This window comes from Acinetobacter sp. ANC_7504 (assembly GCF_056779995.1).
Genome location: NZ_JBWYIZ010000009.1, coordinates 54782 through 71511, shown reverse-complemented (window position 1 = coordinate 71511; position 16730 = coordinate 54782). Strand labels below are relative to the sequence as shown.

General features: G+C 35.2%; 17 protein-coding genes. All 17 read right to left on the bottom strand.

The window, feature by feature from the left end; genetic code table 11:
• Positions 1–12: 12 nt before the first annotated feature.
• Positions 13–888 (bottom strand): UTP--glucose-1-phosphate uridylyltransferase GalU, encoded by an 876-nt coding sequence (gene galU, locus AC1M9F_RS10485; RefSeq protein ID WP_481597739.1) that lies wholly within the window; start codon positions 886–888, stop codon positions 13–15.
• Positions 889–912: 24 nt separating this feature from the next.
• Positions 913–1536: a sugar transferase gene (locus AC1M9F_RS10480; RefSeq protein ID WP_481597738.1), complete on the bottom strand. Its 624-nt coding sequence runs from the start codon at positions 1534–1536 to the stop codon at positions 913–915.
• An 11-nt stretch (positions 1537–1547) separates the two neighbouring features.
• Positions 1548–2363 (bottom strand): glycosyltransferase, encoded by an 816-nt coding sequence (locus AC1M9F_RS10475; protein WP_481597737.1) that lies wholly within the window; start codon positions 2361–2363, stop codon positions 1548–1550.
• A gap of 7 nt (positions 2364–2370) precedes the next feature.
• Positions 2371–3462, bottom strand: a complete 1092-nt coding sequence (locus AC1M9F_RS10470) for an EpsG family protein (protein ID WP_481597736.1) — start codon at positions 3460–3462, stop codon at positions 2371–2373.
• Between the two features lie 9 nt (positions 3463–3471).
• Entirely contained in the window at positions 3472–4296 is an 825-nt protein-coding gene (locus AC1M9F_RS10465; RefSeq protein WP_481597735.1) for a glycosyltransferase family 2 protein, read from the bottom strand.
• A gap of 14 nt (positions 4297–4310) precedes the next feature.
• Positions 4311–4874: a dTDP-4-dehydrorhamnose 3,5-epimerase gene (gene rfbC, locus AC1M9F_RS10460; RefSeq protein ID WP_481597734.1), complete on the bottom strand. Its 564-nt coding sequence runs from the start codon at positions 4872–4874 to the stop codon at positions 4311–4313.
• A gap of 61 nt (positions 4875–4935) precedes the next feature.
• Positions 4936–5838, bottom strand: a complete 903-nt coding sequence (rfbA, locus tag AC1M9F_RS10455) for a glucose-1-phosphate thymidylyltransferase RfbA (RefSeq protein ID WP_481597733.1) — start codon at positions 5836–5838, stop codon at positions 4936–4938.
• On the bottom strand, positions 5835–6746 hold the full coding sequence (rfbD, locus tag AC1M9F_RS10450; RefSeq protein ID WP_481597732.1) for a dTDP-4-dehydrorhamnose reductase: 912 nt from the start codon (positions 6744–6746) through the stop codon (positions 5835–5837). The genes rfbA and rfbD overlap by 4 nt, the downstream gene beginning before the upstream one ends.
• 8 nt (positions 6747–6754) lie before the next feature.
• Positions 6755–7831: a dTDP-glucose 4,6-dehydratase gene (rfbB, locus tag AC1M9F_RS10445; protein WP_481597731.1), complete on the bottom strand. Its 1077-nt coding sequence runs from the start codon at positions 7829–7831 to the stop codon at positions 6755–6757.
• A 9-nt stretch (positions 7832–7840) separates the two neighbouring features.
• The gene (locus AC1M9F_RS10440) at positions 7841–9007 is read right to left on the bottom strand and encodes a nucleotide sugar dehydrogenase (protein WP_481597730.1); all 1167 of its coding nucleotides are present in this window, start codon (positions 9005–9007) and stop codon (positions 7841–7843) included.
• A 5-nt stretch (positions 9008–9012) separates the two neighbouring features.
• On the bottom strand, positions 9013–10080 hold the full coding sequence (locus AC1M9F_RS10435) for an NAD/NADP octopine/nopaline dehydrogenase family protein (protein ID WP_481597729.1): 1068 nt from the start codon (positions 10078–10080) through the stop codon (positions 9013–9015).
• A gap of 10 nt (positions 10081–10090) precedes the next feature.
• Positions 10091–10951 (bottom strand): ATP-grasp fold amidoligase family protein, encoded by an 861-nt coding sequence (locus AC1M9F_RS10430; protein WP_481597728.1) that lies wholly within the window; start codon positions 10949–10951, stop codon positions 10091–10093.
• Positions 10948–12210 (bottom strand): oligosaccharide flippase family protein, encoded by a 1263-nt coding sequence (locus AC1M9F_RS10425; RefSeq protein ID WP_481597727.1) that lies wholly within the window; start codon positions 12208–12210, stop codon positions 10948–10950. Before AC1M9F_RS10425 ends, AC1M9F_RS10430 begins: the two co-directional genes overlap by 4 nt.
• A gap of 149 nt (positions 12211–12359) precedes the next feature.
• Positions 12360–14207, bottom strand: a complete 1848-nt coding sequence (locus AC1M9F_RS10420; RefSeq protein WP_481597726.1) for a polysaccharide biosynthesis protein — start codon at positions 14205–14207, stop codon at positions 12360–12362.
• 38 nt (positions 14208–14245) lie between these two features.
• Positions 14246–15433: a DegT/DnrJ/EryC1/StrS family aminotransferase gene (locus tag AC1M9F_RS10415; protein ID WP_481597725.1), complete on the bottom strand. Its 1188-nt coding sequence runs from the start codon at positions 15431–15433 to the stop codon at positions 14246–14248.
• 34 nt (positions 15434–15467) lie between these two features.
• A complete protein-coding gene (locus AC1M9F_RS10410; protein ID WP_481597724.1) occupies positions 15468–16124 on the bottom strand; it encodes an acetyltransferase in 657 nt (218 codons plus the stop codon).
• Positions 16125–16129: 5 nt separating this feature from the next.
• The gene (locus AC1M9F_RS10405; RefSeq protein ID WP_481597723.1) at positions 16130–16726 is read right to left on the bottom strand and encodes a sugar transferase; all 597 of its coding nucleotides are present in this window, start codon (positions 16724–16726) and stop codon (positions 16130–16132) included.
• Positions 16727–16730 lie beyond the last annotated feature (4 nt).

Genomic DNA, 16730 nt, shown 5'->3' with positions numbered 1-16730 from the left:
ATGTGTCTCTTTTTATAGTTTTAGATCTTTGATCAATGCCTTAAATTCCTCACCTAATTTTGGATGATCTACTCCATAATGCAGCACAGCTTTTAAATAACCCAACTTGCTACCACAGTCAAACGTTTGACCTTTCATGCGATAGGCTTCAACTTGATCTGTTTGCTGCAACATAGCAATAGCATCGGTCAGTTGGATTTCATTGCCCGCACCTTTTGGTGTTTGCTCTAAAAGTTGCATAATTTTGGCAGGTAAAATATAACGACCAACGACTGATAAATTTGACGGTGCTGAACCGACTGCTGGCTTTTCTACAATCCCTTGCATTTGGATGCTTTGACCTTCTGCAGGTGTCGATGCAACATCGACAATGCCGTATTGATCTACCATGTGATCTGGTACGGCTTCAACCATAATTTGTGATGCATGGGTTTCATCGAAACGTTGAATCATCAAACTTAAATCATTACGCTCTGCTGAATCTTTGACAAGAACATCGGGTAAGAGTACTGCAAAATCATCTTCACCAATGACAGCTTTTGCACACAATACTGCATGCCCTAAACCCAAAGGTTGTGGCTGACGTACACTAATCACACTGACATGAGATGGTAAGATTTGAGTAATTTCTTTAAGTAAATCATATTTTTTCTTAGATTCTAAAGTAGTTTCTAACTCAAAATTACGATCAAAATAATTTTCAATAGATGCTTTGGAAGAATGCGTCACTAAAATAATTTGTTCAATCCCAGCCGCTACCGCTTCTTTCACCACATATTCAATTGCAGGGCGGTCAACAACAGTCACCATTTCTTTTGGAATAGACTTACTTGCAGGTAAAAAACGAGTACCTAGACCTGCAACAGGGAGAATAGCTTTCTTAATCATTTTATTAATCACAAAACTTAGGAATTACTTAGAGCCCACTTTAACTTTAGACTCATTTTGGCTTGAAAATCGCACAGCTCCAACCTTTTGATCAGGAGCATTAATCCCTTCTTTAGCCAGGATGACCTTAACTGTTTTAAACATAATTTTAAAATCAAGCCAAATAGAGTGGGTTTCGACGTACTTTACATCAAGTTCAAATTTTTCTTCCCAAGAAAGATTATTACGTCCACTGACCTGAGCCAGACCAGTCATTCCGGGTTTTACTTCATGTCGACGCATTTGTTCAGGCGTATAGTGATCCAAAAACTCTTTCATTTGAGGACGCGGGCCCACAATACTCATGTCACCCTTCAACACATTAATAAGTTGTGGCATTTCATCCAATGTAGTAGAGCGCAGCTTTTGACCAAATGGTGTGATCCTATCTTCATCAGGCAAAGGGTTACCATTTTTATCAAAGGTATCTTTCATTGATCGAAACTTAATCATTTTAAATATTTTGGCATCTTTACCTGGACGTTCTTGCAAAAAAAATACCGGTGAACCTAGCTTTCTTCTAACCTGATAAGCAACAAAGGCAAAAATGGGTAAAAGCAGAATAATTGCGATTGTAGCAATAAGTAGATCAAAAAACCTCTTAAGCATTTTTGAAAATCCTATTGTTTATTTATCTTTAAGATACGCTGATCTAGACATTTGGCATTCAATTGATCACGACTCGGATCGAAAAACCATCCCCATTTATGAAAATATTTTATCGCACTTTCTAAGTGAGCTTTCAGTAATTTAGCATTTTTATATGAAGCTTGTTCATGATGATGTATTACTGTTGTAAGAGGATAGTAGATTGTACCAAATTTTTCAGCACATCTTCTTGATAAATCAATATCTTCCATATACATAAAGAAACGCTCATCAAAACCATCTAATTCTAATAAACATTTAGATTTAAAAAGCATAAAACAGCCGGATAAATAAGGTACAAAATAAGATTTACTAAGATCTAAATCTTTCAATAAATAATTTTGATCAAGTCTCTCCGCCAACTTAGATGAAAATCTGCGTGCAAAGAGGTTTAATGGACTCGGTAATAATCGCGCACCGAACTGATTTTCTCCACTAGGGTACACGATTTTAGGCAAGAATAAGCCTTCAGTACGGGTTTCAGCAAAATCTACAATTTTTTGAAATTCACTTTGAATAAACTGAATATCAGGATTACAAATCAAGAAATAATCACTTTCTTTTGCATACTTTCGAATGGCAAGATTATGACCATAACCAAATCCAAAATTTCCTGCTGATTTTTCGTATATGACTTTGGGATGATGAAACTTTGAAGCCCAATCACTTTCATCATTATCAATAAGTATAACTTTTTCAATGGATTCACAATCACATAGACTATCTAAAGTTACTTTTAAATCGTTATAACTATGTTTATATATGACAATTGAAGCATACGTTTTCAAAACAAATTCACCCAAAAATATTAAATTGACTATTTATTTTATATGGAAATACACCATGATATGTAGTAAAACTAAATACTAGTATAAATTGTAGAACCATAATCATAACCATAATCATCTGAACATATAATCTATGGCTGTAATTAAAAATTTTAACTATATACCCCAATACAAAAAGATAAGATACCATAAAGTATATTAAAACTCTACCTGGTCCCTCATACGGCAGACCCATAAATAATATTGAAAAATTAAACAACAAAGAAATATAAAACATTAAGTACCAAAATTTGAAATGAACTTCATCATATTTTAAATTTATCCTCTTAAAAAAAATCGAAAGAATTAAAAATATAAACACATACTCAAAAAACATTAAAGTTGAGCCAACACCTTTTTCTTCCACCTTATCCAAATAATATTCATATCTAGAAAAACCACTTATTAAAGCATAATGGCTAACTATTTCTTTATAAAAAAAAGAAAACAAAAAAACAAAAAAAGGAAGGAAAATCAACAAATGTTTAATTTTTTTATTTGACAGCTTATAAAGAAATGGGAAAATAAATAAAATAATAGCACTATTATGAAATAGAGAAGCCAAAACAACAGTTAAATAGTATTTGATATACTTCTCAGAAAACAAGTAAGGAATAGCGTGACAAAAAAACGCCAATGCTAATGCCTGCCTTAAAATATTAAATTGAATCAAATAAATAGTACTAAAGGTGAAAAAAGATATTAAAGCCAAATATCTATAATTACTCTGCTTTAATATAAAATTTATTACCAAGAAATTAAAAATCATTGAATAGAAAAAAAAATACACCCAATAGTCATTAATATTTATAGTTTGTAAAATTTTAACTGATAAGGCAAAACCCAATTCAGTACCCTGGCTTAGCCAATCCCCTAAAGATTGTCTATTACTAAACATATTTATATATGCATTAGTATCAGTACCTACTTCAATACTTCTAATGGTTGGTAAAATCGATGAAAAAAAAGATATAAAAAATGCAACCATTATCTTATTTTTATTTCTAAAAAATAGATAAAATATTGAAATAACAAATAAGATAGATAAATATAAAACCATTATTCAACCTTAGAAAATCACCTTAACAATATAAACAAATAATTTAAAAATATTAAAAAAGAAAAGTTTTATTTTATCCAAAACAAAACCCTCATCATTAATTTTAATTTTTAAATAAGCAACCTTATTATAAATACCTATATTCTTAATATGAGGAAACTTTTCAAATATCTCCCTATAGGGTTCAATCACGTTTACATTCTTTGAAATACTATCTAAATTAATATGTTGAATTGCTAGCGCCTCATTTAAATGATGAATATTCTTATCAGAAAGCCGTAGAACAAAATCCCAATCCTGCAATCTCTTTAAGTTTTCATCAAAAAGATTATTAACTGCTATATTTTTTTTAATAAAAATTGTCTGCGTGCTAATAAAGTTAGAACGTAATAGAAGGTTCTTTATTTCATCACTATTTACTTTCCTTCTAGGAACAATAATTGGTGTTTTTATTTTAGTTTCAGTTTTTAAGCTACAAAAACATAAATCAATACTTTTATCCACTTTAATAATTTCAAATTGTTTTATAAGCTTATCTTTTAACCAAATATCATCACTATCATGAAATGCAATAAACTCCCCTTTTGCCATTAATATACCTGTATTACGTGCACCATTTGCCCCTTTTTTTCTTTGGTTTTTTACATATTTGATCAAAGGAGAATTAAATGAATTAACAACCTCTTGTGTATTATCTGTAGAAAAATCATCTACAACAATGATTTCATAAGGCTGCAAAGTCTGATCAAGCACACTTTGTATCGATGCTTTAATTAAATTCGCTCTATTATACGTTGGAATAACCACACTGATAGCATCAGGTATATAACTCATTCAATTTTCTCTACTTAAAAAATTTCTGCTTTATTTAGACTTAGAGCAAGTCGATCTTTATCCGTCAAAATCACTTCTAGTTGATTTTCAAGTGGCCATTCAATAGCAATATCACGATCACTCCAAACAATTGAACGCTCACACTCTTTCGAATAATAATCCGTTGTCTTATACAAAAACTGAGTATTGTCTTCTAAGGCAATAAAACCATGTGCAAAACCTGCAGGAATCCAAAATTGTTTATGGTTTTCGCCACTTAGCTCCACACCAACCCATTGACCAAAGGTTTCAGAGTCTTTACGAATATCAACAGCAACATCCCAAGCACGCCCCTGAACAACGCGGACTAATTTACCTTGAGCGTGTGGATTTAACTGATAGTGCAAACCACGCAAGACACCTTTTTTTGAAAAAGAATGATTATCTTGAACAAATGTTGGGATATCTAATCCACGATCAGCTAAAGCTTTTTCAAACATCTGCTGATTAAAGCTTTCCATAAACCAGCCACGATCATCCCCAAACACACGCGGTTCAAAAATCAACAAATCTTTAATGTTGGTCTCTATGACATTCATAACACAAACTCTAATTTAGATAATCTTTTAAGAACAAAGTGCCCATTTGGGCACTTTGATTTTATTTCGCTTTAGTCGTATGTTCCTGGTATAGTTTAAGCAAATATTGCCCATAACTTGTTTTCTTAAAGAACTCTCCACGGGCTTTCAGCTGTGTTGCATCAATCCAACCATTGTTGAATGAAATCTCTTCAAGACTTGCAACTTTTAGACCCTGACGGTTTTCAATCGTTTGGACAAACTGACTCGCTTCAAGTAAAGAATCATGTGTACCAGTATCTAACCATGCAAATCCTCTACCCAAAACCTCGACATTCAAAGCATTCTTTTCAAGATAAATGTTATTTACATCTGTGATTTCAAGTTCACCGCGATGTGAAGGCTTAATATTCTTTGCAATCTCTACAACATCGTTATCATAGAAATATAAACCTGTTACAGCATAGTTCGATTTTGGTTGTTCTGGTTTTTCTTCAATGCTTAATGCTTTCCCTTCAGCATCAAAATCAACCACACCAAAACGCTCTGGATCATTGACATAATAACCAAACACTGTTGCACCGCTGGTTTGATGAGCTGCTCGTTTTAGCTGATCACTAAAGTGCTGACCATAGAAAATATTATCTCCTAAAATCAAGCAGACATTGTTATCGCCAATAAACTCTTCACCCAAAATAAAGGCTTGGGCTAAACCATCTGGAGATGGTTGAACTTTATAAGATAATTCAATACCTAGTTCTTCACCAGTACCTAATAATTTTTCAAAATTAGGCAAATCTTCAGGCGTAGAAATAATTAAAATTTCACGAATACCAGCTAACATTAATACGGATAAAGGATAGTAAATCATTGGCTTATCGTAAATTGGAAGCAACTGCTTAGATGTTCCCATTGTGATTGGATACAAACGCGTACCCGAACCACCAGCCAATATAATACCTTTACGCTTTATTGAAGTTGTCATGTTTTTAAAATCTCATTCATTACTTGAGCTACGCCTTGCTGCCATTCTGGTAAGTGAAGTTTAAAAGTTTTCTGCAATTTTTGCGTATTCAATCTTGAATTCAATGGCCTACAAGCAGGTGTTGGATAAGCCAAGGTCGCAATTGGATTTACTTTTTGAATAGCTAAATTCACACCACTTTGGCGAGCTTGCTCAAAAATATATTGAGCATAATCATACCATGTAGTTTCACCCGTTGGTGCCAAATGATAATGCCCATGTAATTGTAACTGTCGTTCAGATGGCTGCAATGTGTAATAGCGCAAAACTTGTGCCGTCACGTCAGCAATCAACGCTGCGCCTGTTGGTACACCCACTTGATCTTGAATAATTCCTAACTCTTCTTTGGTCTGCGCCAATTTAAGCATGGTCTTAATAAAATTATGACCATGTGTACCATACACCCAACAAGTACGGAAATTGATAAAATGCACTTGGCTATTTTCTAAAGCAATTTCACCATCACGTTTAGTACGTCCATAATAGTTTATGGGTGCTTTGACATCATCTTCAGCCCAAGCACTTGTACCCGTCCCATTGAATACATAGTCTGTTGAGTAATGTATTAACAGTGCATTCTGCTGTTTACATTGTTCTGCCAAATGTGCAATTGCAAGATGGTTAATCAGATCCGCTTGATCTTGTTCAGCTTCGGCTTTATCTACAGCTGTATAAGCAGTGGCATTTACAACAATATCAGGTTGTACTTGCTTTAATACATGCTCAATCACCGTAAAGTTTGCAATATCGCCACATAGACCATCGCCATTGATAGAACGATCTAAAGCAATCACTTCACCAAGTGGCTGTAATGCACGTTGCAATTCCCAACCGACTTGACCATTTTTACCTAGCAGCAAGATTTTCATTTTACTCATTAGGCCTTTACAGTTTGATATTGCTGTTTAATCCAGTTCTGATACTCACCACTTTGTATATGCTGAACCCATTCTTGGTTATTCAAGTACCATTCAACTGTTTTCCGTAGTCCAGTTTCGAAAGTTTCTTGTGGTACCCAACCTAAATCTTTTTTGATTTTTGACGCATCAATTGCATACCGTAAATCATGTCCTGGGCGATCTGTCACGTATGTAATAAGATCTTGGTAGTGACTAATACCTTGTGGTTTATTCGGTGCTAACTCTTCGAGTAACTCGCAAATTGCTTTTACAACATCAATATTTTTTTGCTCATTATGTCCACCAATATTATAGGTTTCACCTACACGAGCTTCAGTCACGACCTTATATAAAGCACGTGCATGATCTTCAACAAACAGCCAATCACGAATCTGATGACCATTACCATACACAGGTAATGCTTTGCCTGCTAATGCATTTTGAATAATTAAAGGAATGAGTTTTTCAGGGAAATGATAAGGTCCGTAATTGTTTGAACAATTTGTAATAACTACAGGCAAACCATAGGTACGATGCCATGCACGGACTAAATGGTCTGAACTTGCCTTACTTGCCGAATAAGGAGAGCTCGGTGCATAAGGAGTAGTTTCTAAAAATAATTCATCAGTTCCTTCGAGATCGCCATATACTTCATCGGTTGAAATATGATGGAAACGGAAAGCTTGTTTTTTTGCTTCCTCTAAAGTGTTCCAATAATGTCGAGCAGCTTCGAGTAATTGATACGTTCCAATAATATTGGTTTCAATAAAATCTGCCGGTCCAGAAATTGAACGATCTACATGTGATTCAGCAGCCAAATGCATTACAGCATCAGGCTTGAATTCAGCAAAAAGTTGATCTAATGCTGTACGATCACAAATATCAGTTTGTGAAAAACGATAACGTTCATTATATTCAATCAACGCTAAGGATTCTAAATTTCCAGCATAAGTAAGTTTATCGACATTTAATACATGATGATCTGTATTCTTTATAATATGACGTACGACAGCAGAACCAATGAAACCCGCACCTCCTGTGACAATTATATTCATAGTATTTCCTTAATTTTCCCCAAAGAGGTCGCGTGAATAAACTTTAGCTTTTGCCGAGCCTAATTCTTCGTGCATACGATTTGCTAAAATTACATCAGATTTTTTTATAAATTCAGATAGTTCATCTATAACACTATAATTTTCAAAGTGTGTACAATTCAATGTCGGTTCATAAACAATAATCTTAATATCGTAATCCTCTAATTCACGTATTATATCCTGAATAGCTGAATCACGAAAATTATCGGAACCCGCTTTCATAGTGAGCCTGTATATGCCAACTACGTCAGGGCGCTTTTTCAAAATTTCTTTAACAATAAATTGTTTACGTGTTTGATTTGAGTGAATGATCGCCTGAATTAAGTTCTGTGGCACACCTTTATAATTTGCCAAAAGCTGCTTGGTATCTTTTGGCAAACAATAGCCACCATAACCAAATGATGGGTTGTTATAATGTTGCCCAATACGTGGGTCTAAACCTACACCACGTATAATATCAAAACTATCTAAATCGTGTTTCGCACAATAAGTATCAAGCTCATTAAAATAAGCCACACGCATTGCTAAATATGTATTAGAGAACAATTTAACTGCTTCTGCTTCCGTCGAATCCATACAACGTGTTGGAGCATTTTTTTCGATGGTTGCATCTAAATAAAGCTGAGCAATCGCTGCACCACGCTCAGACTTTTCACCCACAATAATTCTAGATGGATATAAATTGTCGTAAAGTGCTTTGCCTTCACGTAAGAACTCTGGAACAAATACAATTTGATTAGTTCTAAATTTTTCCTTTAACTGTGCCGTATATCCCACTGGTATTGTCGATTTGATAATAATCGTTGCTGTAGTATTGATCGGTAAAATCTGAGCAATAACATTTTCAATCGAGGATGTATCGAAATAATTTGTCTCCGCATCATAATTTGTCGGCGTTGCAACAATAATATAATCGGCATCTTTGTATGCTTGCTCAGCATTTAAGGTTGCAGTTAAATTCAACTTTTGTTCACTTAATGCTTGTTCAATATAGTCATCTGCTATGGGTGACTTTTTTTGATTAATTAAATCAATACGTGCAGAATTAATATCCAAACTAATGACGTGATGCTGCTTCGCAAAAAGAACAGCATTTGACAATCCTACGTAGCCTGTTCCAACGACTGTAATTTTCAAAATATTTATTCCTTTACCAGAAGGTTTATTAATTCTGCTGTTAATCCCAAATTTTGAACTGTTCTACCATTTACGCGAAAATCTCTGTTCAATGAGAAATTAGCTAAATTAATTAGTGATGTAGCTAATGGTGTCTCTACGCTTAACAATTTCCCTAAAGATTCTAGTAAAACTAAGCCCTGTGATACATCTTCAGTAATATATCTAGAATTACTAATATCAGGGCCTTTTGGAGAATGATTCATTGCATAATCAAAAAAAGCTGATTTGGAGTCAATTGATAGATCATGGAAATTCCTGTATTTACATGCATCTACATAACTTAGTTTAGGAAGTCCTAAACTTAAAAGTATATTATTTTTTTCTTGATCTAAATTTTCTACTAAGTTCCAAACACTAGGGGTAAAAACTTCTTTATACATCCAATAATCCCCCTTAGAATATTCAATTCTCGGAATACTCATAATTGCACCAATAGTATGTACAATCAGATTAGGGTTATGTAAAGCAGCTTCAAAAATATTTTTGAGATAAACAAAATTAAAATTCAATTGATCAAGTTTTATTTTAGCAGTATCTAAATTTTGTTTTGGATAGATGCCTATAGGATTTCTAACATTTTTAAACAATACTTCAGCTTCACCATTACTTGTAACACGACAATCAATTGGTGAACTTTGCGCTTCTACAATTGTACATTGTATATTATTTTTTATAAAATATGCAGTAGATGCATATCCAGGTTGAATATAAACTACATCAGTATTAACAATATAAGGTTTTATTTTTTTTACTATTTCCTCATGATAATTTGTTTGAGAACATATAATAATAATATCTCTTTCTTCCAAAAATGCTTCATCATATGAATTAGTGATTTTAGATATTTTTACTTTTTTTGACTTACCGCCATCTTTAAATAATAAAGTATTATTATTTTCAATAATATATTTTGTTTTAACATCGAAATCTCTAGATGAGCTTTTAAGCAAAGATACTTTATGACCTTTCAATGTTAAATCTGCAGCATATGTAATACCACAATTCCCTGAACCTATAATCAAAATATTCATAAATATTCCATTAACCTAAATTTAATAAATCACCTAAAAGTAAATCTGTTTTTTCCAACCTATCTCGATCTAATCCAGCAGAAGGAGTGAAAGTTAACTCGCCAAAAATCACCTTTCCATTTACATGATAAAAATCAGTTCTTACGAATTTAAAGTCTGATGAAAGCTTATATGCATATTTTTTCATCTCATCAAACGCAATTGGTTTTTCTATTTTTATGTTTTGATTAATTGCATCTAAAGAGTCCTTACTTAAAGGAGCCAAATTCCAATCCATATCAAAGTAATAAAATTTAGTTTCAGCATTTTTACGGCCTTGACAAAGCATTACATATTTTGGTACTCCATCAAAACAGTAAAACTTGTAGTCATCTGGAAATTGCCCAAATTCATTAACTAAGAACTCCTCGCAAATAATTTTTCTAGGAATTTTTTTATAATGTGGTTCAGCACAAACCAAAGAAAAATCAGTTTTCATCCACTTATCAAGCTTGGACTTAATAACTTCTTTATCAATTTTATGCTTATCATCAACAATAACATTGAAACCTGCTCCATGATTGCATTTTAAAGCAAACTTTTCAGGTAATTTATCAAATTCTATGTCTTCATAGCTTTTATAAACACCAATTAAAGGATTTAAAATTTCAGAACAACCTTTTTCTATAACATATTGTCTTACTAAATATTTATCAGCACATTTAGTATAAATTTCTTTATAGTACTCATTAAACTTAAGCCACTGAATTTTTTCATTAAGGGTTTTTACTTTACTTTTAGATAAAAACAACCATTTACCAAAAAAAATTAAAAATAAAAACTTAGCATGTAGTTTTGGAGAAAATAATGATAAAAATTTTAAGTATTTCATTTAAATAGCTTACCCCATAGAATATTTGCATGCATTTTAAAAATAATTCCTTTTTTGAAAAAATAATTAGCTATTGTTAAGGAAATTAACTCCACACTAACAAAGCACATTACTGCCCCCAAAATACCGTATTCTTTTATCAAAAGATATGAAATTCCTATACTTAAAATAGCCATACTAAACATTTTAATAGCTAAATATTTATAAGCATTAAATGCAATCATATAACGGTAGCTAATTGTACCTAGTGATGACAATGCGGTACCTATAACGATATAAGGAAGTATATCTGATGATAGAAGATATTCAGCCCCATATAGCCATGCTACAACCCACTCACCTAACCACAATACACCTGAAAGTGCACAACCTGAAATTAGAAGAACAATGATATGTAATTGCTTTAAAATTTTTTGTTGAACTTCAAATTGCTTTTCTTCATAAACTTTGGAAAAAAAACTTGTAATTAAAGCTAAGTTTACAAAGCCCCAAGCTCCACCCAAAGTCATAGCAACGTTATAAATGGCTAATTCTGAAAAGGAAGCAAACTTCACCAAAAATATATTTGAAATTTGTGTATAAAGAACAATAGATAATGTTGAAAAAACTAAACTACCACCCGTAAAAAATAAATATTTATTATATTTTTTTGTATGTGCAACATAAATTCTCTTGTTTTGCTGATGGTAGTAAATTTTTCTTAGTAAATATGGAATCAATGCAATGATAATAATAGGATAGACCATGGTGTAAGGTTCTGCTTCAAAATAAACAAGCAAAAATCTTAAAATTAAAGCTACAGCTAAACCAATGGTGTTTGAAATGGCATTTACATAGGAAATTAACTGACTATTATTATAAGTTGTGTAAAAGTCACTCACTATAAAATAGCTTGCTATAAAATTGCCTAGTCCAAATATAAAGGTGAGCGGATCTGTATACAGCCATAAATATACCAGAGCGATCGCAGAAACTAACATACACAAAAATTGTCGCATTTTTTGAGTGGATATAGCTAGCTTTAATCCAGATTGAGCATTTTGGCTAAATCTTTTAAATAGAATATTTTGAGCACCAAACCATGCCAAGGTCTGTACAAATAAAAAAATAGAAGTGGTAAAAGCTAATTTACCAAAATTTTCAGGCCCTATATATTTCGCCATCAATGCATTCACAAAAATTAAACCAAAAATGGAAATCACTTTTTCAAGCATCATCCATAGGGAATTAGAAAATATCTTTTTAGAAAAAACTTGCATTTCAGACTTCTAATCCTATTACTGGCTTATTTCATCTACTTATATAATTAGTAAGAGTTCACTTACAGATTTCCACACATTATAGTAAAAACCATCTTTGTTGTCTTTGTTTTTTGACAAAACCCATGTTTTAGTGTTGTTTTTTAACATTATGAATGTACAAATCCATCTACATAAGTTCGTAATATCCTCATAAATTGAGCTTTATTTTCATCCCTCATGATTTCATTAAATTCATTATAAACATTCGATATTTCAGCATGTTTATAAAATTTCTCAAAACACTTTAAAATCCGCTCATGCCCTGTTTTTTCAACACCGTCCTGATCTATCAACAACTCCTCATACAACTTTTCACCTGGACGCAACCCAATAAATTGAATTTCAATATCCCCCACCCCATTTTCATCCATCGGTCGAAAACCACTTAAACGAATCATTTGTTTGGCTAAATCGACTATTTTTACAGGCTCCCCCATATCCAATAAAAACACATCGCCACCTGTACCCATGGCACCCGCCTGAATCACCAACTGCGCAGCTTCAGGAATGGTCATAAAGTAACGTGTCACTTCAGGATGCGTCACCGTCACAGGCCCACCTTGTGCAATTTGCTTCTTAAATAGTGGCACTACTGAACCTGACGAACCTAAAACATTACCAAAGCGGACGATACTAATTTGAGTTTTTGGATTCGTTGATGCCAAACCCTGACAATATAGCTCTGCCATACGTTTAGATGCGCCCATGACATTGGTCGGGCGCACAGCTTTGTCTGTAGAAATTAAAACAAAAGTTTCAACACCTTGTGCAACTGCAGCATCCACAGTACGTTGTGTCCCAATCGAGGTATTGTAAATCCCTTCAAAAGGATTGGCTTCAACCAATGGTACATGCTTATAGGCTGCAGCGTGATAAACCGTTTGCACACCATATTGTTGTAATATCCGTTCTAATCTGGCCTGATTTGTGACAGAACCTAAAACAGGAATGACCTTAATGCCTGAAGTCCGCAATTCTCGATCAATCGAATACAAGGCAAACTCGGACATTTCAAACAATACTAACAATTTCGGTTGATGCTTCACGATTTGACGGCACAGTTCAGAGCCGATTGAACCACCTGCCCCTGTGACCATTACTACTTTATTTTTAATATTTTTTTCTAGTAGCTTAGGCTTCGGTGGTACAGGATCACGACCGAGTAAATCAATAATATCCACTTCACGAATATCAGAAACTTTGACTTTTCCATCAACCAGTTGTGTCACACCCGGTAATTCCATAATTTTCACATCAGTGGCTTCAAAGGATTCAATAATTTCCTTTTTACGGGCACGCCCCACCGATGGCATGGCAAGTAAAACTTCTTCAATACCAAATTTGCTGATTTTCTTTTGCGCTTTTTTCGGTGAATAAATCTTTAATCCACTTAAAGACTGACCTCGCAATGATTTTTTATCATCAATAAAACAGACAGGTAAATAATCATCGGAACGATTTAAAGCGGCTGCAATTTGTTGTCCTGCGAGCCCTGCACCATAAATCGCGACACGTTTACGGCTTTGTTTTTTGGCAAAGGTTTTTAAAGTCGCATAACGAATCACCGCACGACTCCACCACATGTATGAAAACAGCATAAAGCCATACATCAGTGGAATACTCATCGGAATAAAGGCCACATCCAGTTTTTTAATGCAATATAGAGCCACGATTTGCAGGAATGTGCCAATCGAAATGCGCAGTAAATAATCTTCGTTAAAGGATCGAACAATGGCGCGATAAATCCCGAGTAAGGCAAAAATTACCACACCACAGATCGCCACATAGATATACCAAGCCTCTAGCCCTTGCATCACCGTCACATTTGGACGTGCCAAACGAATAGCATAGGCCAGCCACATCATCAGTGGCAACATACACATATCCATGGTCACCAAAACTACCTGTTTTTGGCGACGCGGTAAGGATGCAATAGAACGAATAAAATCTTTCATTAAGGCTCAGCTATCTTGGGCTAAAAAGCACGGCATGATTATACGCTGTTTTTAGCCTGAATCTTCGCGATCACGCTTTGAATCGCATCAAGCGTCTGTTGAATGCTTTGTTCAGACAACGTTGGGTGCACCAAGAACATCAGACTACTTTCTCCTAAAGCTTTGGCATTCTCCAATCGTTGTTCAGGACGCCACGGTGTACCTTCAAAAGCATGTTCTAAATACACTTCTGAACATGAACCACTAAAACACGGCACATTCTGCGCTGAAATTTCTGCCATGATGCGATCACGTGACCAGCCTTCAGGCAAAGCGTCCACGTTGACTTGTACATAACATTTATAAGCAGCATGCACATAATCAGACGATGGCTTCGCAACAGTGAAATAAGGACTCTGTTCAAACACCGCTTGGATACGTGCCATATGAGCATTGCGTTTCACTGTCCAGTTTGGCATCTGTTTCAATTGCAAACGGCCAATCACCGCCTGCATTTCCATCATGCGCCAGTTGGTCCCAAAAGAGTCATGCAACCAACGAAAACCCGGTGGATGTTGTTTGTTATAGACGCTATCAAAGTTTTTGCCATGGTCTTTGTATGACCACATTTTTTTCCAAAGATTTTCATCATTGGTGGTGACCATTCCGCCTTCACCACCGGTGGTCATAATTTTGTCTTGGCAGAATGACCATGCGCCAATATGTCCGATTGAACCCGCAGATTTGCCTTTATACATTGCACCATGCGCTTGGGCACAATCTTCAATCACGAAGATGCCTTTTTCCTCGGCGAATTGCATGATCGGATCCATATCACACATCCAACCTGCCAAATGCACACAGATAATGGCTTTGGTATTCGGTGTAAGTACCGCTTCGATGGTACGGCGTGAGATATTTTGTGAGTCGAGTTCGACATCGGCAAAAATTGGATTAGCCCCTGCTGTGACAATCGAGCTTGCCGAAGCTAAAAAGGTACGTGACGTGACAATTACATCATCACCTGTGCCAATGCCTAAGGCTTTGATAGCTAAATCCAGTGCTACCGTACCATTCGCTACGGCAACCGCATGCTTCGTTCCTGCAAACTGTGCAAATTCCTTTTCAAATTCACGGCATTCCTGCCCCGTCCAATAATTGACTTTATTGGACAAAAGGACCTTTGATACCGCATCGGCTTCTGCTTGGGTAAAGCTCGGCCAAGGCTCAAATGCACTGTTTAACATGGAGTTTTCTCAGTCTAAAAATGGAGTTTAAAATCTATTTGGGTTGCACAATACGTGCAGGGTTGCCGACCACCGTGACACCCGCAGGCACGCTTTTGGTGACCACAGCGCCCATACCAATAATCGCTCCTTCACCAATGACTAATGGCTGATCGGGCGTGCCCTGCTTAATCATGGCACCTGCGCCAATATAAGCATAGTCATGGATGTGGATATTGCCGTTGCATTTTACGCCTGGTGCAAAGGTAACGAAATCCCCAATGATGCAATCATGCTCCACATAACTATATAAATTAGCATGGAAGCATTTTCCAATTTTAATATTGGAAGTAATGCTGACAAATGGACTTAAGGCCGAACCCTCAGCGATCTGTGCTTCATCCATCACAATCACGTTATCCGCCCTAATTGACCACAACTGAATACCGTCAGCCTCTAAACGATGGGCAATTTTTTCACGCACCCGACTATTGGCTATCGCAATTTGCACGTATTTTTTCGATGCTGTTTCATTTAAAAAGGTCTGATAGTTCATGGAACGATGACCATTCACTATGCCCATTTCAGTGAGGGCATCATCAATAAAGACAATTTCAGAGTTGTCTTGATCACGTGCCAATTGCTGACGCGCCACAGGCATTAGACTGCGTCCACAGCCTGAAGCCCCATAAATTGCATAAAGTGTTGTCATTATTGTTATTCCGGTGTGCCGGTAAATTTGGTCATGGTTGCCTCGCCTTCAGCGCTAATATCATCCTTGGCAATCACTTTTTTTATGGTTTTCAGCATGATTTTAAAATCGAGCCACAAGGACTGATTTTCAACATACCATGTATCAAGTTCGAATTTCTTTTCCCATGAAATGGCATTACGTCCATTTACCTGTGCATAACCGGTGATGCCCGGACGCACGTTATGGCGTTTGGCTTGCTCGCTATTATATAAAGGTAAATATTCCATCAGTAATGGACGTGGACCGACAATACTCATATCACCTTTAATCACGTTCCACAGTTCAGGCATTTCATCAAGACTGGTGGCACGAAGCATTTTACCAAATGGGGTAAGACGTTCGCTGTCGGGTAATGGGTTGCCCTCAGCATCCAGCGCATCTTTCATGGTACGGAACTTGATCATTTCAAACGGTTTACCATGTAAACCCGGACGCACCTGACGAAATAGCACCGGTGAACCTAAATTCTTTTTCACCTTATGTGCCACGATCAAATATACAGGCGACAGCAAAATTAAAGCCGTGGAAGCAATGGTGATATCAATAATACGTTTTAACATTGAA